The 24,945-nt window shown below is 39.3% G+C and carries 29 protein-coding genes and 1 riboswitch; of the genes, 21 read left to right on the top strand and 8 right to left on the bottom strand.

Annotation, left to right across the window (positions count from 1 at the left end):
• Positions 1–5: 5 nt before the first annotated feature.
• From CEQ83_RS18460 to CEQ83_RS18450, 3 genes are all read left to right on the top strand, one after another.
• Positions 6–1,400, top strand: a complete 1,395-nt coding sequence (locus CEQ83_RS18460) for an amino acid permease (RefSeq protein ID WP_028414950.1) — start codon at positions 6–8, stop codon at positions 1,398–1,400.
• 41 nt (positions 1,401–1,441) lie between these two features.
• Complete coding sequence (locus tag CEQ83_RS18455) at positions 1,442–2,830, top strand: amino acid permease (protein WP_098113613.1); 1,389 nt, start codon at positions 1,442–1,444, stop codon at positions 2,828–2,830.
• A 189-nt stretch (positions 2,831–3,019) separates the two neighbouring features.
• On the top strand, positions 3,020–3,133 hold the full coding sequence (locus CEQ83_RS18450; RefSeq protein WP_014458748.1) for a YjcZ family sporulation protein: 114 nt from the start codon (positions 3,020–3,022) through the stop codon (positions 3,131–3,133).
• Between the two features lie 41 nt (positions 3,134–3,174).
• Here the strand turns inward: CEQ83_RS18450 and CEQ83_RS18445 are convergent, their stop codons facing one another.
• Positions 3,175–3,849, bottom strand: a complete 675-nt coding sequence (locus CEQ83_RS18445) for a hypothetical protein (RefSeq protein WP_047750034.1) — start codon at positions 3,847–3,849, stop codon at positions 3,175–3,177.
• A gap of 482 nt (positions 3,850–4,331) precedes the next feature.
• Between CEQ83_RS18445 and CEQ83_RS18440 the strand changes: the two genes are divergently transcribed.
• The 3 genes from CEQ83_RS18440 to sigH all read left to right on the top strand — a co-directional run bounded on the left by CEQ83_RS18440 (position 4,332) and on the right by sigH (position 5,802).
• Positions 4,332–4,532: a cold-shock protein gene (locus CEQ83_RS18440; protein ID WP_013058502.1), complete on the top strand. Its 201-nt coding sequence runs from the start codon at positions 4,332–4,334 to the stop codon at positions 4,530–4,532.
• A 77-nt stretch (positions 4,533–4,609) separates the two neighbouring features.
• Positions 4,610–4,765: a DUF3934 family protein gene (locus CEQ83_RS18435; protein ID WP_162837669.1), complete on the top strand. Its 156-nt coding sequence runs from the start codon at positions 4,610–4,612 to the stop codon at positions 4,763–4,765.
• Between the two features lie 386 nt (positions 4,766–5,151).
• Positions 5,152–5,802 carry an RNA polymerase sporulation sigma factor SigH gene (sigH, locus tag CEQ83_RS18430; protein WP_013058500.1) on the top strand — a complete coding sequence of 217 codons (651 nt, stop codon included), beginning with the start codon at positions 5,152–5,154 and terminating at the stop codon, positions 5,800–5,802.
• 21 nt (positions 5,803–5,823) lie between these two features.
• Here the strand turns inward: sigH and CEQ83_RS18425 are convergent, their stop codons facing one another.
• The gene (locus CEQ83_RS18425) at positions 5,824–6,252 is read right to left on the bottom strand and encodes a hypothetical protein (protein ID WP_033579981.1); all 429 of its coding nucleotides are present in this window, start codon (positions 6,250–6,252) and stop codon (positions 5,824–5,826) included.
• 253 nt (positions 6,253–6,505) lie between these two features.
• Between CEQ83_RS18425 and CEQ83_RS18420 the strand changes: the two genes are divergently transcribed.
• The 3 genes from CEQ83_RS18420 (at position 6,506) to CEQ83_RS18410 (ending at position 9,556) form a co-directional block, all read left to right on the top strand.
• Positions 6,506–6,958 (top strand): MarR family winged helix-turn-helix transcriptional regulator, encoded by a 453-nt coding sequence (locus tag CEQ83_RS18420; RefSeq protein ID WP_034271293.1) that lies wholly within the window; start codon positions 6,506–6,508, stop codon positions 6,956–6,958.
• The gene (locus tag CEQ83_RS18415) at positions 6,927–8,126 is read left to right on the top strand and encodes an MFS transporter (protein WP_047750036.1); all 1,200 of its coding nucleotides are present in this window, start codon (positions 6,927–6,929) and stop codon (positions 8,124–8,126) included. The genes CEQ83_RS18420 and CEQ83_RS18415 overlap by 32 nt, the downstream gene beginning before the upstream one ends.
• A gap of 179 nt (positions 8,127–8,305) precedes the next feature.
• Complete coding sequence (locus CEQ83_RS18410) at positions 8,306–9,556, top strand: C40 family peptidase (protein WP_155017470.1); 1,251 nt, start codon at positions 8,306–8,308, stop codon at positions 9,554–9,556.
• 39 nt (positions 9,557–9,595) lie between these two features.
• Here CEQ83_RS18410 and CEQ83_RS18405 read toward each other — a convergent pair whose 3' ends face one another.
• Complete coding sequence (locus CEQ83_RS18405) at positions 9,596–10,135, bottom strand: DUF2199 domain-containing protein (protein ID WP_098113615.1); 540 nt, start codon at positions 10,133–10,135, stop codon at positions 9,596–9,598.
• A gap of 152 nt (positions 10,136–10,287) precedes the next feature.
• Here CEQ83_RS18405 and CEQ83_RS18400 point away from each other — a divergent pair, with 152 nt between their 5' ends.
• The 4 genes from CEQ83_RS18400 to CEQ83_RS27665 all read left to right on the top strand — a co-directional run bounded on the left by CEQ83_RS18400 (position 10,288) and on the right by CEQ83_RS27665 (position 12,628).
• A complete protein-coding gene (locus CEQ83_RS18400; protein ID WP_028414942.1) occupies positions 10,288–10,953 on the top strand; it encodes a sigma-70 family RNA polymerase sigma factor in 666 nt (221 codons plus the stop codon).
• Positions 10,954–10,982: 29 nt separating this feature from the next.
• Positions 10,983–11,564, top strand: coding sequence for an ATP-dependent Clp endopeptidase proteolytic subunit ClpP (gene clpP / locus CEQ83_RS18395; protein ID WP_028414941.1), 582 nt, complete (start codon positions 10,983–10,985; stop codon positions 11,562–11,564).
• Positions 11,565–11,709: 145 nt separating this feature from the next.
• Positions 11,710–12,354: a Bax inhibitor-1/YccA family protein gene (locus CEQ83_RS18390; protein ID WP_014458757.1), complete on the top strand. Its 645-nt coding sequence runs from the start codon at positions 11,710–11,712 to the stop codon at positions 12,352–12,354.
• A 139-nt stretch (positions 12,355–12,493) separates the two neighbouring features.
• Positions 12,494–12,628 (top strand): hypothetical protein, encoded by a 135-nt coding sequence (locus CEQ83_RS27665; RefSeq protein WP_255256922.1) that lies wholly within the window; start codon positions 12,494–12,496, stop codon positions 12,626–12,628.
• A gap of 85 nt (positions 12,629–12,713) precedes the next feature.
• On the opposite strand, the gene CEQ83_RS18385 is transcribed toward CEQ83_RS27665, so the two are convergent.
• Positions 12,714–12,956, bottom strand: coding sequence for a hypothetical protein (locus CEQ83_RS18385; RefSeq protein WP_028414940.1), 243 nt, complete (start codon positions 12,954–12,956; stop codon positions 12,714–12,716).
• Positions 12,957–13,156: 200 nt separating this feature from the next.
• On the opposite strand from CEQ83_RS18385, the gene CEQ83_RS18380 reads away from it, so the two are divergent.
• Positions 13,157–13,609, top strand: a complete 453-nt coding sequence (locus CEQ83_RS18380) for a hypothetical protein (RefSeq protein ID WP_028414939.1) — start codon at positions 13,157–13,159, stop codon at positions 13,607–13,609.
• 142 nt (positions 13,610–13,751) lie between these two features.
• Positions 13,752–14,435: a hypothetical protein gene (locus CEQ83_RS18375; protein WP_223546210.1), complete on the top strand. Its 684-nt coding sequence runs from the start codon at positions 13,752–13,754 to the stop codon at positions 14,433–14,435.
• Between the two features lie 333 nt (positions 14,436–14,768).
• On the opposite strand, the gene CEQ83_RS18370 is transcribed toward CEQ83_RS18375, so the two are convergent.
• Together CEQ83_RS18370 and CEQ83_RS18365 are read right to left on the bottom strand one after the other, a co-directional pair.
• Entirely contained in the window at positions 14,769–16,085 is a 1,317-nt protein-coding gene (locus CEQ83_RS18370; RefSeq protein WP_028414937.1) for a CitMHS family transporter, read from the bottom strand.
• A gap of 296 nt (positions 16,086–16,381) precedes the next feature.
• Entirely contained in the window at positions 16,382–17,242 is an 861-nt protein-coding gene (locus CEQ83_RS18365; protein ID WP_028414936.1) for a LysR family transcriptional regulator, read from the bottom strand.
• A gap of 184 nt (positions 17,243–17,426) precedes the next feature.
• On the opposite strand from CEQ83_RS18365, the gene CEQ83_RS18360 reads away from it, so the two are divergent.
• The 3 genes from CEQ83_RS18360 (at position 17,427) to CEQ83_RS18350 (ending at position 20,152) form a co-directional block, all read left to right on the top strand.
• A complete protein-coding gene (locus tag CEQ83_RS18360; RefSeq protein ID WP_028414935.1) occupies positions 17,427–18,554 on the top strand; it encodes a 2-methylaconitate cis-trans isomerase PrpF family protein in 1,128 nt (375 codons plus the stop codon).
• 93 nt (positions 18,555–18,647) lie between these two features.
• The gene (locus tag CEQ83_RS18355) at positions 18,648–19,313 is read left to right on the top strand and encodes a cyclase family protein (RefSeq protein WP_098113616.1); all 666 of its coding nucleotides are present in this window, start codon (positions 18,648–18,650) and stop codon (positions 19,311–19,313) included.
• Entirely contained in the window at positions 19,310–20,152 is an 843-nt protein-coding gene (locus CEQ83_RS18350; RefSeq protein WP_098113617.1) for a GNAT family N-acetyltransferase, read from the top strand. Before CEQ83_RS18355 ends, CEQ83_RS18350 begins: the two co-directional genes overlap by 4 nt.
• Positions 20,153–20,179: 27 nt before the next feature.
• On the opposite strand, the gene CEQ83_RS18345 is transcribed toward CEQ83_RS18350, so the two are convergent.
• A complete protein-coding gene (locus CEQ83_RS18345) occupies positions 20,180–20,764 on the bottom strand; it encodes a YjgB family protein (RefSeq protein ID WP_098113618.1) in 585 nt (194 codons plus the stop codon).
• Between the two features lie 334 nt (positions 20,765–21,098).
• Between CEQ83_RS18345 and CEQ83_RS18340 the strand changes: the two genes are divergently transcribed.
• Complete coding sequence (locus tag CEQ83_RS18340; protein ID WP_098113619.1) at positions 21,099–22,709, top strand: putative polysaccharide biosynthesis protein; 1,611 nt, start codon at positions 21,099–21,101, stop codon at positions 22,707–22,709.
• A gap of 19 nt (positions 22,710–22,728) precedes the next feature.
• Positions 22,729–23,097, top strand: coding sequence for a hypothetical protein (locus CEQ83_RS18335; protein ID WP_098113620.1), 369 nt, complete (start codon positions 22,729–22,731; stop codon positions 23,095–23,097).
• 90 nt (positions 23,098–23,187) lie between these two features.
• Here CEQ83_RS18335 and CEQ83_RS18330 read toward each other — a convergent pair whose 3' ends face one another.
• Positions 23,188–23,349 carry a hypothetical protein gene (locus CEQ83_RS18330; protein ID WP_155017469.1) on the bottom strand — a complete coding sequence of 54 codons (162 nt, stop codon included), beginning with the start codon at positions 23,347–23,349 and terminating at the stop codon, positions 23,188–23,190.
• Between the two features lie 333 nt (positions 23,350–23,682).
• Positions 23,683–23,789, top strand: a riboswitch (SAM riboswitch).
• A 75-nt stretch (positions 23,790–23,864) separates the two neighbouring features.
• Here CEQ83_RS18330 and CEQ83_RS18325 point away from each other — a divergent pair.
• Entirely contained in the window at positions 23,865–24,875 is a 1,011-nt protein-coding gene (locus CEQ83_RS18325; RefSeq protein ID WP_098113621.1) for a BMP family lipoprotein, read from the top strand.
• The last annotated feature ends 70 nt before the right edge of the window (positions 24,876–24,945 follow it).

Below are 24,945 nucleotides of genomic sequence, written 5' to 3'. Positions count from 1 at the left end.
TTAATATGAGTCATCAACCGCCTGAGTTAAAAAAAGAATTAAAAATTCGACACATAACCATGATTTCTTTAGGAGGAATCATTGGTGCCGGTTTGTTCATTGGAAGCGGATCGCTTATTAACGCAGCAGGTCCTGGTTCCATTTTTTCGTACGCGTTTGCCGGTTTGCTGGTGATTTTAGTGATGCGAATGCTGGGGGAAATGTCTACGGCTAATCCTTCAAGCGGTTCGTTCGCGACATATGCCAGAGAAGCGCTTGGACCGTGGGCTGGCTACACAATCGGCTGGCTATACTGGTTTTTCTGGGTAATTGTTATTGCTGTTGAAGCGATTGCTGGTTCAACGATTATTCAATACTGGTTTCCATCTCTACCGTCTTGGGGTGTGAGTCTGCTCCTGACATTTTTATTAACGTTAACGAACTTATACTCTGTTAAATCATTTGGTGAATTTGAATACTGGTTTTCGCTTATTAAAGTAGTTAGTTTAGTGCTGTTTTTACTTTTAGGGGGAGCGATCATCCTCGGTTTAATACCGGGAGTAGAGTCTCCGGGAGCGTCGAACCTTCTTCATAGAGGAGGATTTCTTCCAAATGGAATCAGCTCCGTCTTTTTAGGAGTGGCGATTGTGATGTTTTCTTTTATGGGAACAGAAATTGTCGCAACAGCGGCTGGAGAATCGGCTCAGCCTGAGCGAGCGATCACCATCGCAACAAATACCGTTATTTATCGTATTTTAATTTTTTATCTTGGGTCCATTTTAATCTTAGTAACAATCCTTCCGTGGGATTCTTCAAGCTTGATGAAAAGTCCGTTTGTTTCGATATTAGAGCTGGTAAACGTTCCGGCAGCTGCTCAAATTATGAACTTTATCGTACTGACTGCTGTTCTTTCTTGCTTAAATTCAGGTCTATATACGAGTTCTCGTATGCTTTACTCAATGGCGCAAAAAGGAGACGCGCCGCGCATGTTTTTGAAAGTGAATAAAAAAGGCATTCCGTTTAATGCCATTGTAGGATGTACCGTGATTTCTTACATCAGCGTTGGGTTTAACTATCTTTCACCTGATAAAATCTTTTTATTTTTAGTGAATGCATCTGGAGGCGTAGCGCTTCTTGTGTACCTTGTTATTGCTTTTTCACAGCTTCGCATGAGAAAGAAATACGAAAAAGAAAAGCCAGAAGCTTTAAAAATCAGAATGTGGCTGTTTCCTTATTTAACGTATGGAACGATTGCGGCAATCACAAGTATCTTTATTGCGATGGCATTTATTGATTCACTTCGCACTCAGTTTTATCTCACGCTGCTGATTGCTGTATTTGTGGTATGTTCGTACTTCTTTATGAAAAAGAAAAAAGATGATCATTCCCTATCAGGACAGGGGAATAAAAGAATCTCTTAAATAGAAGAGAAAATCATCACGAGGGGCTAGGAGGAAGTAAATTGGCAAACAAAGAGTTAAAAAGAGGGCTTGAATCTCGTCATATTCAAATGATTGCTCTTGGAGGAACGATCGGGGTAGGGTTATTTATGGGTTCAGCAAGCACCATTAAATGGACGGGGCCATCCGTCCTGCTTGCGTATGCTATTTGCGGCGTTTTTATTTTCTTTATTATGCGTGCAATGGGTGAAATGCTTTACTTAGAGCCAAGTACGGGTTCATTTGCGACATTTGGTCATAAATATATTCACCCGTTAGCTGGCTACATTACGGCTTGGAGCAACTGGTTTCAGTGGGTCATTGTCGGCATGGCAGAAATTATTGCCGTCGGAGCTTATATGCAGTACTGGTTCCCGCATTTGCCGGCGTGGGTTCCGGGAATTATCGCCATGATCATTCTCGGTGCGGCAAATTTAATCTCAGTAAAATCGTTTGGAGAGTTTGAATTTTGGTTTGCAATGATTAAAATCGTGACGATTGTTCTCATGATTATTGCCGGTCTTGGCCTTGTTTTCTTCGGTCTTGGAAACGGGGGAGAAGCGCTTGGACTATCGAATTTGTGGGCAAACGGCGGTTTCTTTACAGGCGGATGGTCCGGCTTTTTCTTTGCGCTGTCGCTTGTGATTGCTGCCTATCAAGGAGTAGAGCTTATTGGAATTACAGCAGGAGAAGCCAAAGATCCTAAAAAAACGTTAACAAGCGCGATTCAAAGCTTGATTTGGCGTATATTAATCTTTTATATCGGTGCCATCTTTATCATTGTAACGGTATATCCGTGGAACGAGCTGGACTCACTCGGCAGTCCGTTTGTTTCTACATTTGCGAAAGTAGGGATTACGGCAGCTGCGGGAATCATTAACTTTGTGGTCATTACAGCGGCAATGTCTGGATGTAACAGCGGAATTTTCAGCGCAGGACGCATGCTTTATACGTTAGGCGTAAACGGACAGGCTCCAGCGTTTTTTACAAAGGTTTCTCGAAACGGTGTACCTATTTATAGTACCGTTGCGGTAATGATTGGGTTAGCTGCGGGCGTTGTCTTAAATTATATTGCTCCGCCAAATGTTTTTGTGTACGTGTACAGCGCGAGCGTGCTTCCAGGTATGATTCCATGGTTTGTCATTCTTATTAGTCAAATTCGTTTTCGAAAAGCAAAAGGAGCGGCGATGGATCAGCATCCATTTAAAATGCCTTTTGCTCCTGTGACGAACTACGTAACCATCGCGTTTTTACTTATGGTGCTTGTAGGCATGTGGTTTAATGATGAAACGCGCATATCGCTGATTGTTGGGATTATCTTTTTAGCTATTGTCGTGCTGAGCTACTATGTACTAGGTATCGGTAAACGCACGGAAGTACGGTCTTCTGAAAGACGTAAGCTAGTGAAATAAATGATTTTGTAAGAGGGGCTGAAAAGCATTTTCTTTTTTTACTAATGAGGTGCATGGCAAGAAGGAAAAAGAAAAAAGAAAAAACCAGAGTCAAATCGGCGTGTTCAGGCATAAGATAATCCAACTCAAGTGAAATGCAAGCGGCGTTTTTCTTGAGGAAAGAGTAATTAAAGAAAAGGAAGTGTTCTTATGTCTGGAAACCCTGGATATGGTCATGGATCTGGTTTTGCTTTATTAGTTGTATTATTTATTTTATTAGTAATCATCGGCTGCAGCTGCTACGGCGGAGGCCTTGGCTGGTAATTCACTCATTTAAAAAGCCCTATAAGGGCTTTTTTCAATGCTTATAAATAACGCTTTTTCCCGTTTTGATAAATGTTTACGTGAAAGCCGTTCATTTCTCCGATATAGAGTTTAGAGGGTAAATCAGCTACTTTGACAGATGAAGTAATTTCGACAGTTTGATACCCCTTTGATTCTAGCGTAATGGTATGAAGTTTAGGCTTATTCATCATTTGTAAAAAAGGCTGTTCATCTTCAAAAAAAGCGCGCTTATCAATTGCCACTTCAAACGTAACAGGCTTTGAACGGTTATTTTCAAAGGAAAGCTTGCAGTTTCCCGTTAATATGGTTTCTCTTTTATTAGTCTCGAATGTACAACTGCTGTTTTCAGCATCGTAAGAAACAGCATACATTCCTGACAACACGGTCTTTTGCATGACTTCAATCATAAACCCAGGGCCGGAAGTAACGATGAATGCAGCTAAAATCGTTAGTTTTAAACGATGACGGTTTAAACTTTTATAAAGTAAAAAAAGACTTATTAAAAGTATGATTGCCCAAGCATTGTTAGCATAATAGAATCCCGTCATTGTTTCTTCATCTCCATAGAGGGGAAGACCTAAAAAAGAAAAGACAGAATGACTGAGCGGTGTTGAATTAGGAAAAGGGATGTTTAAAATAAAAACAATCAGTAAAAAAATGAGTCCCTTTGTAAAAAGTGATCGTTCACGAATCATGTTGTTCCTCCTTAGCTATAAATCACGTATCATTATATACTATTATTATCTTTTTTTGTAATTAATGGTTATTTTATTGCATGGGAGAAGAGAGAGTGGAAAATAAATTGATGAAAAATGTGCATGTCCATTTATAAGCGTCGTAGTTTCTTAGAAAACAGGATATGAAATATTTATTTTTGTGCAAATGATACATATTGCTGAGTGAAAAAACGTTATGGCGCATCACAATCCAGAAATGTCGGTAGCCTCAAAGCTTACACAGAGGGTTTTAACAGATACATAATTAGGATAAAGCCTGTCTTAGAACAGAAACTTGCTATTTCTAAATTGATATGTTACACTAGGGTTAATTATTTTTGTTCGGTATGAAATTGAAAGAAGAGAAATATTCTTCAATAGAAATTTTTATCTGGAAATAGTACGATTGAGCAAGGGTAGTAATATATGTGTGGAGTAATTCCACCACTGGAGGAAATAGTATGACTGAAGGTACAGTAAAATGGTTTAATGCAGAAAAAGGTTTCGGTTTCATCGAAATTGAAGGCGGAGAAGATGTATTCGTACATTTCAGCGCAATTCAAGGCGACGGATTCAAATCTTTAGACGAAGGTCAAAAAGTGACTTTCGACATCGAGCAAGGTCAACGCGGTGCACAAGCTGCTAACGTTGTAAAAGCATAATTTTATGCAATCCAAAAAAGACTCCGACTTTGGACGGGGTCTTTTTTTATTGTAGCAAACACGCAGGTAACGGAGGAATACGTATGAGTAAAGCAAAAGGTAAAGGCGGCACGGGGCGAGGCACCGGCAAAAAAGGATGGAACCGCTGGCAGGCGAGTGCAAAAAAGAAGAAAAATGCAAAGCCTTATAAAAGCAAGGGAACAAAAAATGCTGATAAGCCGGAAGGCAACTAACCCTATATGCGCAGTATCATCTGCAACTTCGACTTACTCTGCTTGAGTAAGTTTATTTCATATTGGAAGTATTTTTTTATTGCTTTTTTGACAGTTTGCTGTCACTATATGAAATAATAAAGTGATTTGTGTGAATTTTCTATAAAAATTGATTTTTTTTGCAAACACTTTCATATTTCGACAACCTTTTTGATTTTTATCGGTTATACTTCTTTATAATAGATTATAGAAAGATGCAGGGGAGCATAAAGTGAGAGAGGAAAGCGACAGTTTACTCTGTACGCTTTTTACGTTTCTGGACCGTATTGCAGTAGCGTCGTAACAAGTAGATCATGCATCAGTTTAGAACACATCAAAACTCAACTAAGTGTAACGGGGGGATATGAGTGAGCGTAGGCATCGTAATTGAAAAAGTTCAAAATTATGCTATGTTAGAAGATCATGTTTTGGTTGAAATGGTTCACAGCGGAGACGAAAAATCATTAGAGTATTTAATCAACAAGTATCAAAATCTTGTAAGGGGAAAAGCAAGAAAATACTTTTTGATTGGTGCTGAAAAAGAAGACATCGTCCAAGAAGGAATGATTGGACTGTACAAAGCAATTCGCGACTTTAACGAAGACAAGCTAACATCTTTTAAAGGGTTTGCGGAGTTATGTATCACAAGACAAATTATTACGGCGATTAAAACGGCTACTCGTCAAAAGCACGGTCCGTTAAATTCGTACATTTCATTGGACAAGCCTCTGTATGATGAAGAATCAAACTATACGCTGATGGATATGATTCCTGGCGATCAAATTGCTAATCCGGAAGCGGTGCTGATTCATCAAGAAAAAGTGGAAGACCGCGAGTTAAAAATTGCGGAAACACTTAGTGAATTGGAAAGAAAAGCGCTGACGCTGTATATGGACGGCCATTCATACGCTGAAATTTCGAAAGAATTAAATACGCACGTTAAGTCAATTGACAACGCGCTGCAGCGTATCAAAAGAAAGTTAGGTCGAGACGTAGAAAGCAGACAAGCTATTTCATAATAGGCAAAAAACAGCCGGACCTCAAAGGGGTTTCGGCTCTTTTTCACGGTCTTTTAAAATGTCTTGAATAATTTCAATATGAACAGAAGCCCACGATTGTTCACGGAAATGGAGAAACACGCTTGGAATGAGAATAAAAACATACAGCACGACAAAAATAATCCAAAGCCAGCTGCCGTCTTTAAATAAAAATTGCTGCAGCCGCTGCGAAAATAAAAAAAAGAGCCAAGGCAAGGCAGAAACAAGGATAGGGATGACGCCGGAGCCGTTTTTTTCTTTGGTCATTCGGTAATACACTTTTCGCAAAGTAGCGCTTTCTAGCGTAAGGTAAAGCTGCCGGATTTCTTCCATTTCCGCTAATTCATCAATATCTGCTGCGTTTTGATTTTGATGAGCCGCTTTTTTCAGTTTAAGGTAGACTTTATGAGCATCGCCGCGCAGTGAAAACATATACCAGCCTCCCGCATATTGTTTCGTCTTCTTTAACAGAGTTTGCAGGTGCATGTAAATCTATACAAAAAGTTTCGTGATACGAAAGAATAAGAAAACAGAAGTGTAAGCGTAAATCATTAGTAGAAAATAAGAGAAAACAGCTGATTTTTACTCTTTTTGGCCGCCTTTACACATCAACTAGCAGCACATATACTAATAAAAGAGCAATTAGTTACCTAGGTAAATAAAATGAAAAGGTGAGGTGAGAAAAGTGAATAACTTGGTGTTTCATGAGCTTCATCAAAAGTCGAGATTGTCTATTAAAGAAGTAAATGAAGTATTAAAAGCGTACGGGCTATACAGCTCACAGTATTCGATTTTATTTTGTTTAAAGCGATTCGGCTCGATGACGCAAACGGAGATTTGGCAGTATTTAAATGTCGAAGCGCCAACGGTTACCCGCACGTTAACAAGGCTTGAAAAAAGCGGATGGATCGTTCGAAAAGCAGGCAGTGATAAACGAGAGCGCATCGTTTATTTGTCTCCTCAAGCGAAGAAAAAGCTTCCAGAAATTCAGCAAGAAATTGAACGTTTAGAAGAAAATTTGCTGATTGCTTTATCCGACAGAGAACAGGATCAGCTTATTTCGTTATTAAAGAAAATTTGTAAATCTACAGAAAAGGGTGAAATGAATGACGAACCAGCAGGAGCCAATCTGGACTAAAAGCTTTATCAGCATTGCGATTACCAACTTTTTTATTTTTGTCGTGTTTTATGCATTGCTGACGCTGCTGCCGATTTATGTATTAGACGCCTTGGACGGCACGAGTACGCAGGCAGGGCTTGTTGTTACCATCTTTTTATTATCTGCGATTATTGTTAGACCGTTTTCAGGGAAAGTCATTGAAAACATTGGAAAGAAAAAAACGCTTGTATTTAGTACCCTCATTTTTGCGCTTTCTTCCTTCTTATATATGTTTATCCACCATTTTAACGTGCTTTTATTACTGCGCTTCTTTCAAGGAATTTCATTCAGCTTAGCGACAACCGTCACCGGAGCGATTGCAGCGGATTTAGTTCCCACTAAACGACGAGGAGAAGGGCTTGGCTACTTCGGAATGTCAATGAACTTAGCTGTAGTTGCAGGGCCGTTTTTAGCATTAACGCTTCATCAATACATGGCATACAACATTATTTTCCTTGTATTTGGCGTGATTATGCTCGTTGGTTGGCTGTGTGGAATGATGGTCAAAAATCTTCAAGAAAACGCTGCTTCGCCAGTGAAGAAATCATTTTCACTGAGCGACTTGTTCGAAAAGAAATCCATGCCGATTTCATCTGTAGGTATTCTCGTTTCTTTTTCGTATGCAAGTATTATTTCGTTTATTTCTGTGTACGCACAGTCGCTTGGATTAATTAAAACAGCAAGCTTTTTCTTTGTTGTGTTCGCAGCTGCGATGCTGATTTCACGACCGTTTACCGGAAGACTATTCGATAAATCTGGTCCAAACATCGTGATTATTCCATCATGCGTTGTCTTTGCGATTGGTCTATTTAGCTTAAGCTTTACGCATTCTTCTTGGATGTTGCTGTTTTCAGGTGCATTAGTAGGACTAGGCTACGGAACGCTGCTTCCTAGCTTCCAAACGCTGGCGATTCAAGCAGCGCCTGCTCACCGAAGCGCATATGCAACTGCCACGTTCTTTACGTTTTATGATAGCGGAATTGCAGTTGGTTCGTTTGTATTAGGAATTGCAGCAGGTGCTTTAGGCTATTCAAAATTGTACTTTGCGCTTGGTATTTTTGTTCTTTTGATTACACTTTACTACAAGTGGATTGCAAATTTACGTCAAAAACAAAAAGCAGCAAATATCCAGGTGGGCATGAAATAAAAAAGCTCGGCGTAATATGCGCCGAGTTTTTTTATGGATTTTTTACAGGACTTTGGAAGGGAAGCATATTTAAGTCAAAAGGTACTAGCCAATTCCTATCCATCTGCACCATACTTTAACAGGGGAACCATTTACATATAAAACTTCTTGGATGAAATAAAAAACAAAGGAGAACAAACATGAAAGTAATGAAACCTCTTATGGTCACAGCGTTAGGGCTTAGTCTTGCCACTTTTTATGAAGGCGCTTTTCCTGCAGAAAAAGTTGTGCAAGTACAGGCTGCTACAGATGAAAACGTGATTGCTGATAAAGCAAAAACGTATGAAGGAGCCGATTATACATCTGGAGGAGAGACGCTAAGCGAAGGGTTTGACAGCTCTGGCTTCGTTCAATATGTGTTTAAGCAAGCGCTGGATACAACGCTGCCTCGTTCCGTGAAAGAACAGTCAGCGCTTGGGACAGACGTTGATAAAAACGAGCTGCAAGCGGGTGATGTATTGTTTTTTGACACTAATGAAAACGGTGAAGTGAACGTAGCCGCTATTTATATCGGAGACGATGAGATGATTTATGCATCTTCTTCAGATGGAAAAGTCGTGGTGAAAAACATTTCAAGCAGTGCCTATTGGTCATCACATTTCGCTAAAGCAAAGCGCATTACAGGAGCACCGGAAATTGCAAAAGATAATGAAGTCATTGCAGAAGCATTAAAACATCTCGGCACGCCATATGTATTTGGAGGCGAGTCGCCAACAGACGGTTTTGACTGTTCCGCATTTGTTGCCTATGTATTTCAAGATGCATCGGACGTCTACCTTCCGCGATCAACCGATCAGCAGTGGCAAGTTGGAGAAGAAGTTGCACGGGCAGATTTAAAGCCAGGAGACGTTATCTTTTTTAAAGACACGTATCGTGAAGGGATTTCACACGTAGGCATTTACGCAGGCGGCAATCAGTTTATTCACGCCAAGCGCAGCGAAAATGTGACGGTTGATTACCTAACAAGCAGCTACTGGACGTCTAAGTACGCCGGAGCAAGGCGCTACGATGACTTATCGCTGTCAAAAGACAATCCATTTGTGACGGAATCTCTTAAATATGTAGGAGAAGTACCTTACGCACAAGGTGGGACAAGTCCTTCTACAGGCTTTGATACAGCAGGTTTTGTTCAATACATTTATAAAGAAGCAGCTGGAAAAGACATTCCGCGCTATGCAAGTCAGCAGTGGGAAGCAGGAGAAACCATTTCACAATCTGACTTGAAGCCGGGAGATCTCGTCTTTTTTGAAGGAAGTTCACTTATTCCATCTATCTATATTGGAAATGACTATGTCGTTCACGTATCCACATCTGAGGGCGTGAAAATTACAAACTATAAAGTAGACAGCTACTGGGCGCCTAAATACTACGGAGCAAAGCGCATGCCATAAAGGTAAAAAACTAAGACAGTCTGGGGCTGTCTTGGTTTTTTAATAGGTAGCCAATTGTTTTTGTATATCTTTGATTCGCTCTAGAGTTATCCCTTCCCGCTGCTCGATGGCTAAAGGATGATCGGTTGGTTCTAATTCAATGAGAGGTCTCGTTCCAACAGGTCTTGTATGCACATTTGTTTTTAAATTTAACGTTTCAGGATAGCCTGGAATTGAAACTGAAAACCAGCCGAAATAAGGCGGTTCATGTTCTCTTTCGTCACTTTCCCATAAATTTATCATTCGATGAAAATTTTCTTCGCTTAAAGAAACCCAAATGTTCCAAATGAAAGGGTCTTCTTCATTAAGAACGGGAATTTCAACGCAGCCTTTGACGAAAAAATGTTCTTGATTCATGATACAAATCTCTGAATATAGTTCAAAGTCGTTTTGTTTTTCGTCTTCTGACGCCTCATAATAGTAAAAAGGAGCTTCACTTGTATAACTCATAGGCAAAGCGGGCAGAGGGTGTTCACAAGTTAAGTCTTTATAGTGAAGTTTGTTCGTTTTCTTTTTGCCGTATAATCGTCTTCTTCGCATATCATTTTAGACTCCTTAGATAAAAGTATCTTCATTATAATACAAAAAAATGGCTGCTTAAGCGTATAATGTATAAAAAAGTTTGATTCCCCGTATCTTTTGAATTTCCTTTAATCGTTTAGTAAATAGAGAGTGCAAAAGGAGTGAAAACCATGTCACATTCAAAAAAAATTGAAAAACAAACAGAAAGCTTTGATGAGGCTTGCTGGAACGAGCATTACCCAAAACTGCAGCAGTACTGCCGCTTTTTAGCACAAAATGTGTGGGACGGAGATGATATCGCGCAAGAAACGTTTTTAAAAGCTCAGCGATATAAAGGCGAAGAGCACAATTTGTCTTCTGCGCTGTTAAATAAAATTGCGTACCACCACTGGATTGACCTGCTGCGAAAACGAAAGCGTGAAGGAATAGTCGAAGAAAAAGCTTTGGAACAACAAGCCGATAAGCATGCGTTTGATAGTAAGGGACACTCGGTCGAACTGCTGCTTAGTCAATTTACGCCGAAGCAAGCGGTTATCTTTTTCTTAAAAGAAGGCTTTCGCTATCAGCTGAAAGAGATCGCTTCGATTTTACAAACGTCAGAAACAGCGGTGAAAAGCAATTTACATCGTGCTAAGCAGCGATTAGAAAAAGACAGTGAGCCGTTTTCTACAGATTCTTTTTGGGATGAAAGAGAGCGTAAAAAGCTGTCAGAACTGTTTTATAAAACGTTAGAAGCGCAGGACCCAGCACTTTTGATTCGGGAGTTGCCTTCCTTAAAAAGCGTCATTCAAAAACCAACGTATACTCCGACATGCACTCTCTGCATGGCTGCATAGCCATATTACGCGTGACAAGGAGGATATATATGAGTACCATTCCATATGTAATTGAACAAAGCAACCGCGGTGAACGTTCGTATGATATTTATTCGAGGCTGTTAAAAGACCGGATTATTTTAATTGGTGATGAAATCAATGATCATATTGCTAACAGCGTGGTCGCGCAGCTCTTATTTCTTGCGGCAGATGATCCTAAAAAAGATATTTCACTGTATATTAACAGCCCCGGAGGTTCGACTTCCGCAGGGTTTGCGATTTATGATACGATGCAGTACATTGAGCCGGACGTTCAAACAATTTGCACGGGCATGGCCGCTTCTTTTGGCGCACTGCTTCTCCTAGCAGGAGCAAAAGGAAAGCGCTATGCACTTCCAAATAGTGAAGTTATGATTCATCAGCCGCTAGGAGGAGCTAGAGGGCAGGCGACTGAAATTGAAATTAGCGCTCGGCGGATTTTAAAATTGAAGCAGCATATTAATGAAATCATATCAACACGAACGGGACAGCCGGTTGAAAAAGTGGCAAACGATACGGAACGAGATTATTTCATGAGTGCTGAAGAAGCAAGGGAGTACGGAATTATCGATGGTATTCTGTTGCCGAAATAAAGAGGTGACAAGAAAGCATAGACGGCAGCGTCTATGCTTTCTTGTCTATAGAAATAAGAAAAAAGACCTCAGTATTATCTTTATTTTTCTTGAAAAGGTAGGTATTATATAAAATATAACAGATTTTAGAAAGAAGGTTTTACACATGCAAGAAGTGATTGGAGTAGAGCAGCGGTCTCTGTTTCAAAAAGTATTAGTCACATTTATTTTTTCGTTATTTATTTCAACAGTTGGCTTATACGTAGGTCAATATGTGCCGCCGGCTTATTTCCTTCCGTTAGCGATTGCTGAAATTGTGATGCTGGTTGCCGCATTTATGTTACGAAAGAAAAAAAGCGTAGGATATGGCTTTACATATGCTTTTTCATTTATATCAGGCATCACGCTGTTTCCGATTGTCAGCTACTATGCATCAGTAGCGGGAGCGCAAGTTGTTCTTTATGCGTTTGGAAGCACGTTCGTTATTTTTACGGTGATGGGTGTAATTGGCGCAAAAACAAAAAAAGATTTAGGGTTTTTAGGTAGCTTTTTATTAGTGGCGCTGTTAGCATTAGTGTGCATCAGCATTTTCTCGCTGTTTAGTCCATTAACAACGCCTGGACTTATGGCATTCTCAGTGATTGGTACCATCGTTTTCTCACTTTACGTACTATATGATTTTAACAAAATGAAGCATGGTGAAATTACAGAAGAGCTTGTTCCACTGCTGGCACTATCTCTTTATTTAGACTTTATTAATCTATTCATCAACTTGCTTCGCTTTTTTGGTATTTTAGGCAGCGATGATTAATAAGAAATAGGCTGGGACAAAAGTGTTCTAACTGAAGGGCGATCCGAACGATGAAGATTCTTGATGGAGAATCAACTTCGTTCGGATTTTTTATTGGTAGGATGAGCGTAGGTGTCATCCATTTAGATGCTTCTAGCTGTTGATTGGAGGGCAAGGCGGAGACTCCTGCGGGAGAAGCGGAATAGGTGAGACCCCGCAGGAGCGGAAGCGACGAGGAGGCTCAGCGGCCGCCCGCGGAAAGCGAAGCCTTGCACGGAAATCAACAGCGGTATAATAAGCAGTCCACCTCATGTATCCAATCTGTTGATCTTTAGATGGGATTGATGTAGTTATATCACAATCTCTTTTTTTTGTTTTAGTTATTCTCCGCCATCCCCATCTTCATCCTCGCTAACGTCATCCTCTGTTTTTTCATAGTTTGGTCCGGTAGCGTAAGGTTCTTTCAAAAACTTTTCAAGCCACGTAAAGCCTGTAGCGACCGCGCCGTTTTTAGCATGAATAAATTCACTGATTGTATATATTTCAACGACTTGCTTTCGATATTTACGAAATAAAAATGCGCTGGCAGCAACGCCAATACTGATGATTATATACGTATTCATGGAATCCTCCTTATAAAAGGGTTAGTGTTACGTATGCCGCATAGTAAAAGAATATGCATAAGGGGTTGTAACCAAACAGATTGATGTAAATCATAATTGTGACGATTTTTCATGGTTTCTCTTATGGATATTTTTGGTATTATATATTTGTGATGAAAAATAAGATGAGGAGAAGAGCGAGTCTTAAGAGGAGGGAAAGTATGAATAAAGTAGTTCTTACATCGTTATTCTTTTTCTTACTAGTTGGTTGCAACCAAGAAAAGGTCAATGTATCTACACCTAATGATGAACAAGTTCCAGTGTCAGGAAGCATTGTGGTTAATGACAAAGAGTATGAAATGCGAGTAGGAGAATATGAATGGAACGGTGACGATGGTGCGCACATAACCAAAACGGATTCTTACTCACCAAAAGAGGTTGCTAAAGAATTTGATGACCTCACGCTAGAGAAAGATACCAAAGTTACAATTCTACTAAAAAACAATCCAAAACTTACAATTTATCAACTAAACAAAAATAATCAAAAAGAAAAAATTAAAATAACGGATAATCATATTGAAGTGTCTTCAAAGAGCGGTTACTATCTTTACGAAGTATCGGGTAAATGGCCTCATGGAAAGGCAACTTATTTATTTGATGTGAATGTGAAATAGCGAACTGATCGGATATTTGGGAGTTATAGTGAACTGCTATACATGCATGAATTTAAAAGAAGTTCGTTTAGTGGTGCGAGCCTTTGAAAAAATGGTAGTATAGAGCAGGTACATAGAGAACGCAAATTTTTTGGAAGGATGCATGCTAGTGGTGAATTTTAACGAGTTTTTTACCATTTCTTCGTATGAAGTAATGGAGCATTCGAGTCGAAAAGAAAACGGAAAGAATATAGATGAATATGAAGTGATGTTGTATAACGAAAACGTTAGTCAAACAGAAAATGTGATGATCAAATTTAAAAAGGTGAGCGATGAAATAGCAGTGGAAAAGGTACAAACTCTCTCTTACTTTGATCAACAGCGTCCTAAACACCCCTGTAAGATTTGCGGCAGTGAAGTGATGGTAAAAGAGAACAGCACTGAAGAACTGAATGTTTACGCACATAATTGTTCATTTAACGACGAAGAAATAGAGGATTGTTTAAGAGCACTAGTACAAAATGAACTTTTGCAGGATGGGTTTACTCAAGAAGAATTTGAACGGAACTATGGAGTTAACTACCGTGATGACAGTAATAAAGAATATGGCTTTTACGACGCACAGCAACGAAATACTTTTTATACCATCTTTAACGATAGTGTTTATCACACCTCATACGCAGGACCACAAGAGCTCCGCTGCAAGTTTTGCGGGATGGACGAAGAGCTGCTTGTTGTAGACGGAGCCTTCTATCAAAAATGTACAGCATTAACTCCACATACTAATCGAATTATTCATATGATTGAAGCAAGGAAACAAAACGAACCAGACGTAACAAAACGTTGATGAGAGAAAAGGGCCGGAGCTTGAGAAGAACATAAAAAAGAAGCTTCCTTTTGAGCGAAAGGAAGCTTATCAAATTTGTACCTATAGGGTTGAGTGGTGCATAATTAAATAGCTATCGGAATAACCGATGAATCATTAAAGTAAGCAACTTCTGAAAGAATACTGCAGCCTTTCAGCTTTTTGAGCTGAGAAAGCGCTTCTTCTTTACTATCAAACTCGTACATTTTCATTTCACCTTTTCTGACATAACACGTAATCACATACATTTTAGAAGTACCTCCACCTATCATGTAGAATTTATTAATAAAAAGCTATAGCAGCTTTTATTCCCTATTAAAATAGCGTAAGTGCGCCTGTGACAATAGCAAGGACAATGAGAACAAGAGACGTTAAAACGGCCCATTTAAATGCAAAGCGCTGATGTTCACCAAGATCAACACCTACCATACCTACAAGTAAGAAAGTAGAGGCAACGAGTGGACTTAATAGATGAACAGGTTGTCCGAGTACTGAAGCTCGCGCAATTTCCATTGGATCAATTCCGTAAGAAGCAGCAGTTTCAGCGAAGATTGGTAAAACACCAAAGTAATAGGCGTCGTTACTCATCACAAATGTAAACGGCATGCTTGTTAAAGCAACGATTGTTGGTAAAAACGAACCGAGTGAATCAGGAACTAAATGAATTAACAGGCTTGCCATTTCGTCCACCATTTTAGTGCCGGAGAGTATTCCTGTAAAAATACCAGCTGCAAAGACAAGGGCTGCAACGGTTAACGCGTTGCCTGCATGAGCCATTAAACGTTCTTTTTGATCCTCAAGTTTTGGATAGTTAATCATAAGAGCAAGCGCAAAACCAATCATAAATAAAACAGAAACGGACCAAATACCAGAAACTAATACGACCATAAGTGCAATGGTTAAGGCTAAGTTAATCCAGATTTTTTTAGGCTGCGTAATATCTTCTTGAGAAGTTAAAGACGCGTCTTCAGCAAAAGCAAGCGAGCTTTTTAATTCAAACTGCTCGATGTCAATAGCACCAAGTCGTCTGCGCTCTTTTTTTCCAAGAATATAGCCTGTAAAAATCACCCACAAAGCTCCGCCAATTAACGTTGGAAGAAGTGGAATAAAGAACTCTGATGCATCGAGGTTAAGAGCAACAATCGCGCGAGTAGCCGGGCCTCCCCAAGGCGTCATGCTGCTCATAATACTAAGAGAAAGCATCGCAACCGTCGTTAACACTAACGGGCTCATATTCAAACGTTTATACAGTGGAAGAAGAGCAGAAACCGTAATCATATAAGTAGTTGTACCGTCTCCGTCTAGTGCAACTAAAAGCGATAGAAGAGCGGTTCCAATCACGATTTTGAGCGGATCGCCTTTTACGATTTTTAACAGCTGCTTAATTAATGGATCAAACAGGCCGGCATCAATCATAACGCCGAAGTATAAAATGGCAAACAGCAGCATCGCAGCTGACGGAGCTACTTGTTTTAACCCTTCTAGCATCATGTCTCCGACGCCTTTGCCAAACCCTCCAATCACCGCAAAAAGAAGTGGAATAACCATTAAAGCTACGATAGGAGACATCCTTTTTGACATAATGAGATACGTAAAGACAATAATCATTGTAAAACCTAGTAGTGCTAGCATTCAAACAACCTCCTTTATTTTCCCTCTTTTCTTTGAAAGCGTTTACTTTTAGAGTAAAAAAACGTGACTAACATCTCTCATCCCCATGTATGAGCCGTAGTTTGATTATTAAGAATTTTTAAAGCCGCTCTTTACCCCCGCTGATGTTTCTTGTTTTCATGTTAGTACATTTTGAAAAATAAAGGAAATATAGGTTTTTTTAGAAAGTTCATAAAAATTTTTTATAATGGCAGTCCAGAAAAAAGCTTGGTCTAAAAGAAAGTTTCTTCCAAGACCCAAACTTTTTAGCTTTTGCTTTATTTTTCACTTAGCTTTAAAAAGTCAATAAATGCTTTTACGACCGCTAGATTCAAATAAGAAGGATCATACATGAGCCACGTGTTTCGAAGCAAAGGTGATTCATCTCGGTATGAAAGTCCGTATGTATATAAATTGTCGCTGGAGTGAAGGCAAATTTCTGGTAAAATCGCAAAGCCTAAATCATTTTTAACCATTTCTTTGGCCGTTTCTTGCCGGTCAACTTCCATCGCTACAAACGGAGGCTCTGAAAACTTGTCATGCCACCAGTCTTGAATGAGATCTTTTAGCGACGTATCCGTTTTATAATTAATATAAGGCAGGCTTGGCAAGTCATCAATCGCAATTTCTTTTTTTGAAATTAAGCAAAGCCGCTCTTTCGTCAGCAGTGATTTTTCTCCGTTCCACGGGTAATTGCCTCGCAAAATACCAACGTGCACACGCGAAGAGTCTAATAGATTCATAACTTGCGTACTCCAGCCTGTATTGACACTGAACTGTACGTTTGGATAGTGAAGAGAAAACTGTTTTAAAATCTTTGGAAGCTTATGCTGTGCGAAGTTACTCGATACCCCTAAGCGAAGCGTGCCTGTAACGGTTTCGCTCATATTACGCATGCTGTCTTTTGTTTCTTGCAGCTGCTTCCACATGTTTTCTGCATAGCGAACAAGATGCTCACCTTCAGATGTAAACTCAATTCCTTTTTTCGTTTTAAAAAACAGCGTCACGCCAAATTCTTCTTCAAGATTTTTAAGCCGGTAGCTTAAAGAAGGCTGCGATACGTAGAGCCTTTCAGCCGTTCGCGTAATGTTCTTTTCTTCGTGAAGCGTTTTAATTAATATCCAATCTTTTTGATCCATCCCAATTCCCCCTTGTATTTAGATTATAAAAATTTTTTTAAAAAGACAATAAATTTTATGTATTTTACTTATGACCACCTCTATTATACGATAAATGGCAAATGAACCGGTTCTAAATAGTAAAAAAATAAAATGGTTTGATGAACGCCTGGGCGTTTGTTAGTAGGGGAGAAAGGTGATTAAGATGACGCGTATTCCTGTAACGGTTATGAGAGGTGGAACGAGTAAAGGGGTCTTTATCAATCATGAAGAAATGCCTGTGAACAAATCGGATTGGGAACCGTTTTTGCTAGATATAATGGGAAGTCCGGATCAACGTCAAATTGACGGGTTGGGCGGAGCTAATTCGCTGACAAGTAAAATTGCGATTATTAAAAAATCAGATTTAGAGAAAGCTGACGTAGATTACACGTTTGCGCAGGTCAGCATCAGCGAATCTCTCGTTGATTTTAAAGGAAACTGCGGCAATATCTCCTCAGCAGTGGGGCCTTACGCAATTGAACAAGGACTTGTACAAGCTGTGGAACCGGTGACCAAAGTGCGGATTTATAATACGAATACTAAAAAAGTAATCGTAGCGGAAGTAGAAGTAGAAAACGGGAAAGTGAAAACAGAAGGGGAATGTATGATTCCTGGAGTGCCAGGTACGGGTTCACCTATTTATCTTTCGTTTGAAAACGGAGAAGGAGCCGTTACCGGAAAACTGCTTCCGACCGGGAACGCTATTGATCTTCTGCAAACATCCATCGGAACAGTAAAAGCATCAATTGTTGATGTAGGAAATCCGCTTGTATTTGTTAAAGCAGCGGATATTGGCCTAAAAGGAACAGAACTTCCGCATGAATACACGGACAAACAGCTGAAGCTATTTGAAGAAATTCGCTCCATTGCAGCGGAAAAAGCGGGGCTCGCACCTCAAGGCAAAGCAACTAAACTATCACCAGCGGTTCCAAAAATGACGATTATTGCTCCTCCGATGGACCACCGCGACGGGACTGGCAGAGAAAAAGCTGCTTCTCAAATGGACGTATTAATTCGCATGATGTCGATGCAAAAACCGCATCAAACGCTTGCGATTACAGGAGCAATTTGTACAACGGCGGCTATCTATACAAAAGGCACGCTTCTGTCAGAAATGGTTCAACTAAAAGGCGATACGGTTCGACTTGCTCATCCAATGGGAATTATGGAAACCAGTGTAGATCTAAAAGAAGGACAGGTTAATGGAATCAAAGTAGTGCGTACGGCCCGTCTTATTTTTGAAGGATTTGTTTATACAAAGCACGCGTACGATGTATGTTTATCAAGTTGATAACGTTCTCAAAAAAACTCTTTCTAGGAAACTAGGAAGAGCTTTTTTATGTTAGACTATTTTTACTGAATATTGAAAAAAGTAGGTGGTAGTATGAAAAAAAGAACGTATATTGATTTAAGCCACGTCATTGAAGACGGAGTTATCACGCATAAAGGCTTGCCGGCACCGATTATTTGCGACTATTTAAGCCGAGAAGAGTCTAAAAAGCTGTATGAACCAGGGACTGAATTTCAAATCGGTAAAATTGAAATGGTCACGAATACCGGTACGTATATTGACGTGCCGTTTCACAGATATAAAAACGGAGCGGATTTAGCTCAAACGGCTATTGATAAAACAGCCGGACTGGAAGGAATAGTAGTTTCAATCGACCCGACTTTAACGGCTATTGATGAATCTCATTTTCACCATATAGACGTAAAAGGCAAAGCGGTATTAATTCACACGGGATGGGATCGCTACTGGAATACAGACGATTATTTAGAAAACCATCCATACTTAACAGAAAGCGCGGCAGCTTATTTAGTGTCTCAACAGCCCGCTCTTGTAGGAATTGATTCGATGAATATTGACGACACAAAAGGAAAAGCAAGACCAGCTCATACGCTGCTGTTAGGAGCGGACATTGTAATTGCTGAACACTTATGTCACTTAAATCAACTAACGCAGTCCTTTTTATTTTACGCCGTGCCTCCTAAAATAAAAGGAGCCGGAACGTTTCCCGTAAGAGCATTTGCGGAGGTAGAAAGAAAATGATCCAGTTACATAGATATAGAGAAGTGCAGGAATTTAAAAACCAAGTAGAACCGCTTTTATCGAAGAATGAAGTTCTTCATAACTTAGCGCTTGGCATTTTACACAGCTTAAATGAAAGCAGCAAACCAAATTTCATGGGTGTTATTTTAAAAGACAGTCGTGCTGCGCTTGTGTTACTGCAAACGCATCCTAAGCAAATCATCCTGTCTCAAATACAGAAACTAACGGAGTGTGAACTAAGCGAAGCGGCAGAGCTGTTACAAGAAACCGCCGTACCGGGCTTAGTTGGAGAAAGGCAAACGGCTTTATATCTTTCTCAAAAACTAGCAACGCTAAAAAATCAAGAAGCTTCTTTGAAAATGGATCAGCGCATTTACCGATTAGACAAAGTAAAAAAAGCTGTGGACGCGGACGGAGTGCTGGTAAAAGCAAGGTTGGAGCACCTTCCGCTCGTGACAGAATGGATTTGGGAGTTTATGGGTATTGTTGGAGAGCCTGTGTCAAAAGAACAAGCTGTCAAAACAGGCGAAGCTTTTATTGAAGCAGAACGGTTATTTTTATGGGAAGTGAACGGGAAGTATGTGTCGATTGCCAATGCTACGCGTCCAACGACTCATAACATTACAATTAACTTTGTATACACGCCGCGGGAAGAACGTAAAAAAGGCTATGCCTCAAGCTGTGTGTCCACGCTTTCTCAGCTTATGCTAGACAGCGGTTTTCAAACAACAAGTCTATACACGGACATGACAAACCCTACGTCTAACAAGATTTATATGGAGATTGGGTATGAACACGTAGCTGATTCAGCACTAGTTTTATTTCATGAAAAAAAGTAGCAGGCTGTCTGCTACTTTTTCTATGAACTAAGGTTTCGCAACTAAATTTACGTGATTTAATGTTTTGCTATCATCAAAAATAAATTCAAGGTCATAGGCGCCGGCATGATACGTGTATCTCGTTTGAGTCGTACCATCACCTTTTACTTTACCTGTAAAGTTTGGCTGACCTAATTCTTTCTTTAAGTTAGCTTGCGTGATGGACCCTAAGTTTGTTTGACGCTCTACATTCGTACCAAAATAGCGAATTTCATTGATGACGTTATTTTGGTCATAGCCGAATGCATACCCAGGATGGCCCATTTCCGCATGATAGTAGTCAAAGCTATTTGATGAACCTTCAGGCGGCGGACCGAACTGATCGCGAACGTCTTGACGCAGGGTTTTGCCAATTTTAAAGTCTGCTGTTAATCGTGGTACTTCACCTTTTACTGCGGCGTTATAAATTTCGTTAATGTTCTTTACAGCTGTTTGACTTTGACTGCTTGTTTCTTGAGATGTAGCTGCATGTGCTGGTGTATCAAGCTGAGCGACAGGAGCAAATCCAAACGCAGCAATTCCTGTAATCGTCGCAGCAGCAGCCGCTTTTGATAGTCGTTGTTTCATTTTCATGATTTTTTCCTCCTATATATAACGATTTAGCAACCTCAGTCTACCTAAAAGAGAAGGTAGGCCAGAATAGTCAAGGAGTCTTAGTTGAGTTGGTAACTGATATATATATAATGTAACACGTCTTTTAGAATGTAAACGTCAGGTAAAGCAAAAAGCAAAAAACGATTCATTTATCATAGGTGAAAAGAGTGGTTTATATTCCTTTATTAGGTAAAAAAACGCAATATGAAGAAGGTTCTAATGCTTTATAAAAAACTGGATAATAATTGTAATTATGATACAATAAATCAAGTATTTGTTAAAAATATAATATTTATTGCTGGAGTTTTGATGTATGGAAAAAAATTTGATGAGAGGTACGCTTTTATTAACAGCGTCTTCTTTGTTAACAAAGATTTTAGGCTTTATTTATATTATTCCTTTCACAGCCTTAGTGGGAACGTCAGGTTATGCACTTTATAAGTATGCATACGGTCCATATACATTGATGCTAAGCTTTTCGACAATGGGTCTTCCGCTTGCTGTTTCTAAGTATGTATCGAAATATAACGGTCTTGGAAACTACCGTGCGGGACAAGATCTGTTAAAAGCAGGACTTCTATTAATGACGATAACGGGCATAATAGGTTTCTTAGTCCTCTATACGATGGCACCGTGGCTCGCTGAACTAGTTATTAACGGAAAAGATTCCTCAGGAAATAGTCAAAAAGACGTAGTGTACGTCATCCGAATGGTAAGCTTTGCTTTAATTATTATCCCGCCTATGAGTCTATTACGAGGCTACTTTCAAGGTAACCAGTCTATGGGACCGTCCGCGCTAAGTACAATTATTGAACAAATAGTGCGAGTGTTGTTCATTTTAGTAGGAGCATACGCTGTTATTCACCTTTTTCATAGCACAATGACAAAAGCTGTTGGAATCGGTACGTTTGGAGCGTTTATTGGAGGCGTAGGGGGAATTGGGATTCTTGGAGCGGTTTATTTGAAGCGCAAGCGGTTGATTATAAAAGAAGTGAACAGCGGAAAGAATAATAAATTCGTTCCGTTCTCTTTAATGTTCAAAGAGCTTGTGACGTACGCTGTTCCGTTTGTATTAGTTGGTTTAGCTATTCCTATCTATCAAAATATTGATACGTTTACGATTAACATGCTTTTTCAATCAATAGGATATGGACAAGCTAAGGCTGAAACGATTAACTCCGTCATTGGATTAGCGCAAATTTTGGTGATGGTGCCGGTATCGTTAGCGACTGCCTTCAGCATGTCGCTAATTCCGGGCATTACATCTTCTTTTGTGCAAAGAAATTTACGGGAAGTAAAAGGAAAGATTACAAAAACGCTGCAGCTGCTGTTGTTTTTTACTCTTCCTGCTGCGGTAGGGCTTTGTTTATTGGGTAAGCCGGTATATATGATGATTTTTGGAGCGAAAAACAGTCCTGAAATCGGTGGAGTTGTTTTACAATGGTATGCGCCTGCTGCCATTTTATTTGCTCTTTTTACCGTAACAGCCGCGATTCTTCAAGGAATTAATCAGCAAAAGAAATTAATTTTTGGCTTGGGTTTAGGTATTGTTGTGAAGATAGTATTAAACGTACTGTTGGTTTCAAGCTTAAAAGAAATTGGACCTGTTGTCGCGACGTACGGAGGATATGGTGTATCGGTTATCTATAACTTTTATTTAATTGAAAAATCCATTTCTTACCGAGTTCAATCACTAGGAAAAGCCGCGTTGACTCCTGTTTTATTAGTAAGTGTGATGTCAGCCGCTGTGATTATCGGCAATTATACTTCTCACTATTTTTTAGAAAATAAGCTGTCTGCATCTTCACTTGCGATTAGCACATCTTGTATTTCAATTGCTTTAGGTGCTGCCGTGTATCTAGGACTTGGCGTAAAAACAAGTTTAGGGCAATCTGTTGTGTTAAATAGAAGAAAAAGAATGTAAATGTAAAGGAGAGAAAGGTGTGTCAAAACGATTTTTACTAACCGTAGCGGCTGGAGGATGTATCATAATTTTCGGCGCGCTGCTGCTATTAAATTGGGAAAGAGTGTTTGGCGATTACCGTCCGATTCAAACAGCAACAGCTGTATTCAAGTTAGAGGTGGGAAGTCAAGGTGTAGCAGAGACTACGGATTCAGATGATGCTCTTCACTATATGGTGAAAAAAGGACATTTAGATGAATATATTCAACTGATGAATGAAAAAGGCTATGTGTTAAAAGAAAAAGATATTGATCATAACCGACTTGTTTTTAACGATGGGCAAGAGGATGAGCAAATTTACTACAAGCGCTTTGCAAGGAAGTATACGATGATTGATGGAGAAGGGTAAAGGCCTTCACTTAGAATTACTACATACTAAAATCATTAAAAGAAAACACCACCTTGCGAATAAAAGGTGGTGTTTTTTTGTTAGATTATCTCATCTTAGTTTTGCTCTTGCTACCCCTGTTACGACCATACTCGTAATAAAAATAACTACGATTCCAATGTTGGTCGGGGTATCAAAAAATATTTTTGAAACGGCTAAAGCGATAATAAGCCCAATGGCTATGCCAGATAATTCTTTCATTAATTTCAACATTAACACCTCTTAATAATATCGCTAAGGAAAAGTCTAACATTATTGGTAAAGTGGTTTCAATTAATAACACATTAACCGAAGAAGCATAATAGAATTTATTTGCTACCACTAAATCCTTTCGACAGTCAACAAATTCAGTATAAGCGCTTTGTGAAGAAGTATAGAATGATTCAAGAAATGAGGTAAAGGCTTTAACTTCTATTTTAGTAGACTAAAACCATATAATCCTATCTGTTTTTAAAGTTTTTTTGTATGAAAAAGAAAAATAATATTGACAATTATTAAAAAACTATTAATATTGACTATATTACATAAAACAAATAGCTATTGTTTTCCTTATCAAGAGAGGTGGAGGGACTGGCCCTGTGAAACCCGGCAACCGCTGTCTATGACAGAATGGTGCCAAATCCTTAAGAACAGTATGTTCTTGAAGATGAGGAAGAGACGTTTGGTTAACGAGCTCTTCCTTTATATAAAGGAAGAGCTTTTTTTATATTATAGGGGGAGTAAGTTAAATGAAGAGATTTCTTATTTTAGCAGTTGCGCTTGTACTACTCGTAACTGGCTGTCAGTCAAAAAGCACAAAAAGCAGTGGAAGTGAAGAGAAAGGAAAGAAGCGAATTGCTCTTGTTTTGCCTGAAAAGATTGGAGTTAACCCGTTTTTTCAGCAAATGGATGAGGGAGCAAAACGAGCTGGGAAGAAGTATAACATTGATGTAAAGACAATTGAATCTACAGATCAAGCAGCCATTGAAAGTAATTTGCGTGCTGCCGTAGCAGAAAATTATGACTTGATTATTACATCTTCTTTTGAATCCGAAGATGCGTTGAAAAAAGTAGCTCAAGAAAATCCGCAGCGTCAATTTGCGATTATTGATACAGTGGTTGATTTACCAAATGTAAGAAGCGTTGTATTCCGTGAACAAGAAGCTTCATATTTATTAGGAGCAGCCGCAGGATTGATTACGAAAACGAATAAAGTAGGAATGGTTGCAGCTGATGATATTCCATTATTAAAAAAATGGACGGTAAGCTTTAAAGAAGGACTAGAATCAACAAATCCAAAAGCAGAGTTTTTAGTAAACTATGTTGGAAGCTTCTCTGATCCAGCTAAAGCAAAAGAACTTGCTATTTTACAGGCTTCAAAAGGCGCTGATTTTATCGCTGGAGCATCAGCTGTAGGCGACTTGGGTGTATTTGAAGCAGCAAAAGAAAAAGGTTTTTATACGGCAGGCCAAGATATTGACCGTACGGAAGTAGATCCTGAGCATATCATTTTATCGCAGTTAAAAGGATCTGATGCGGCTGCTTATGAAACGGTAGAAGCACTAGCAAATGACAAATTTAAATCGGGCGTAGTGACATACGGCTTAAAAGAAAAAGGTGTTGGGTTAACGTATGTGACTCAAGACAGCAAGACACCTCTTAATGACTTTGTAGGACAAGATGTAATTGATCAATTAAAAGAAATTAAAGATTCGATTATTGATGGAAAAACAGTGGTAAAAGATCCGTTAGCAAAGTGAGTTGAGAAGAGAAGTCGAGTAAGGCTGGCTTCTCTTTCTTATTTTTGAAAAAAACCTAAAGGGAAAGGAG

Source organism: Priestia megaterium (genome assembly GCF_009497655.1).
GTDB lineage: Bacteria > Bacillota > Bacilli > Bacillales > Bacillaceae_H > Priestia > Priestia zanthoxyli.
This window is presented reverse-complemented; position numbering and strand designations above follow the sequence as displayed.

What these genes read in the sequence shown, in the direction of transcription:
- CEQ83_RS18350 (WP_098113617.1), top strand. Translation starts at nt 19,310, where the DNA reads ATGATCCAGTTACATAGATATAGAGAAGTGCAGGAATTTAAAAACCAA.
- CEQ83_RS18405 (WP_098113615.1), bottom strand. Translation starts at nt 10,135, where the DNA reads ATGCGAAGAAGACGATTATACGGCAAAAAGAAAACGAACAAACTTCAC.
- CEQ83_RS18345 (WP_098113618.1), bottom strand. Translation starts at nt 20,764, where the DNA reads ATGAAAATGAAACAACGACTATCAAAAGCGGCTGCTGCTGCGACGATT.
- CEQ83_RS18340 (WP_098113619.1), top strand. Translation starts at nt 21,099, where the DNA reads ATGGAAAAAAATTTGATGAGAGGTACGCTTTTATTAACAGCGTCTTCT.
- CEQ83_RS18325 (WP_098113621.1), top strand. Translation starts at nt 23,865, where the DNA reads ATGAAGAGATTTCTTATTTTAGCAGTTGCGCTTGTACTACTCGTAACT.
- CEQ83_RS18400 (WP_028414942.1), top strand. Translation starts at nt 10,288, where the DNA reads ATGTCACATTCAAAAAAAATTGAAAAACAAACAGAAAGCTTTGATGAG.
- CEQ83_RS18460 (WP_028414950.1), top strand. Translation starts at nt 6, where the DNA reads ATGAGTCATCAACCGCCTGAGTTAAAAAAAGAATTAAAAATTCGACAC.
- CEQ83_RS18425 (WP_033579981.1), bottom strand. Translation starts at nt 6,252, where the DNA reads ATGTTTTCACTGCGCGGCGATGCTCATAAAGTCTACCTTAAACTGAAA.
- CEQ83_RS18410 (WP_155017470.1), top strand. Translation starts at nt 8,306, where the DNA reads ATGAAAGTAATGAAACCTCTTATGGTCACAGCGTTAGGGCTTAGTCTT.
- CEQ83_RS18360 (WP_028414935.1), top strand. Translation starts at nt 17,427, where the DNA reads ATGACGCGTATTCCTGTAACGGTTATGAGAGGTGGAACGAGTAAAGGG.
- CEQ83_RS18375 (WP_223546210.1), top strand. Translation starts at nt 13,752, where the DNA reads ATGCTAGTGGTGAATTTTAACGAGTTTTTTACCATTTCTTCGTATGAA.
- CEQ83_RS18450 (WP_014458748.1), top strand. Translation starts at nt 3,020, where the DNA reads ATGTCTGGAAACCCTGGATATGGTCATGGATCTGGTTTTGCTTTATTA.
- CEQ83_RS18365 (WP_028414936.1), bottom strand. Translation starts at nt 17,242, where the DNA reads ATGGATCAAAAAGATTGGATATTAATTAAAACGCTTCACGAAGAAAAG.
- CEQ83_RS18370 (WP_028414937.1), bottom strand. Translation starts at nt 16,085, where the DNA reads ATGCTAGCACTACTAGGTTTTACAATGATTATTGTCTTTACGTATCTC.
- CEQ83_RS18445 (WP_047750034.1), bottom strand. Translation starts at nt 3,849, where the DNA reads ATGATTCGTGAACGATCACTTTTTACAAAGGGACTCATTTTTTTACTG.
- CEQ83_RS18440 (WP_013058502.1), top strand. Translation starts at nt 4,332, where the DNA reads ATGACTGAAGGTACAGTAAAATGGTTTAATGCAGAAAAAGGTTTCGGT.
- CEQ83_RS18415 (WP_047750036.1), top strand. Translation starts at nt 6,927, where the DNA reads ATGACGAACCAGCAGGAGCCAATCTGGACTAAAAGCTTTATCAGCATT.
- CEQ83_RS18385 (WP_028414940.1), bottom strand. Translation starts at nt 12,956, where the DNA reads ATGAATACGTATATAATCATCAGTATTGGCGTTGCTGCCAGCGCATTT.
- CEQ83_RS18380 (WP_028414939.1), top strand. Translation starts at nt 13,157, where the DNA reads ATGAATAAAGTAGTTCTTACATCGTTATTCTTTTTCTTACTAGTTGGT.
- clpP (WP_028414941.1), top strand. Translation starts at nt 10,983, where the DNA reads ATGAGTACCATTCCATATGTAATTGAACAAAGCAACCGCGGTGAACGT.
- CEQ83_RS18390 (WP_014458757.1), top strand. Translation starts at nt 11,710, where the DNA reads ATGCAAGAAGTGATTGGAGTAGAGCAGCGGTCTCTGTTTCAAAAAGTA.
- CEQ83_RS18330 (WP_155017469.1), bottom strand. Translation starts at nt 23,349, where the DNA reads ATGTTGAAATTAATGAAAGAATTATCTGGCATAGCCATTGGGCTTATT.
- CEQ83_RS18355 (WP_098113616.1), top strand. Translation starts at nt 18,648, where the DNA reads ATGAAAAAAAGAACGTATATTGATTTAAGCCACGTCATTGAAGACGGA.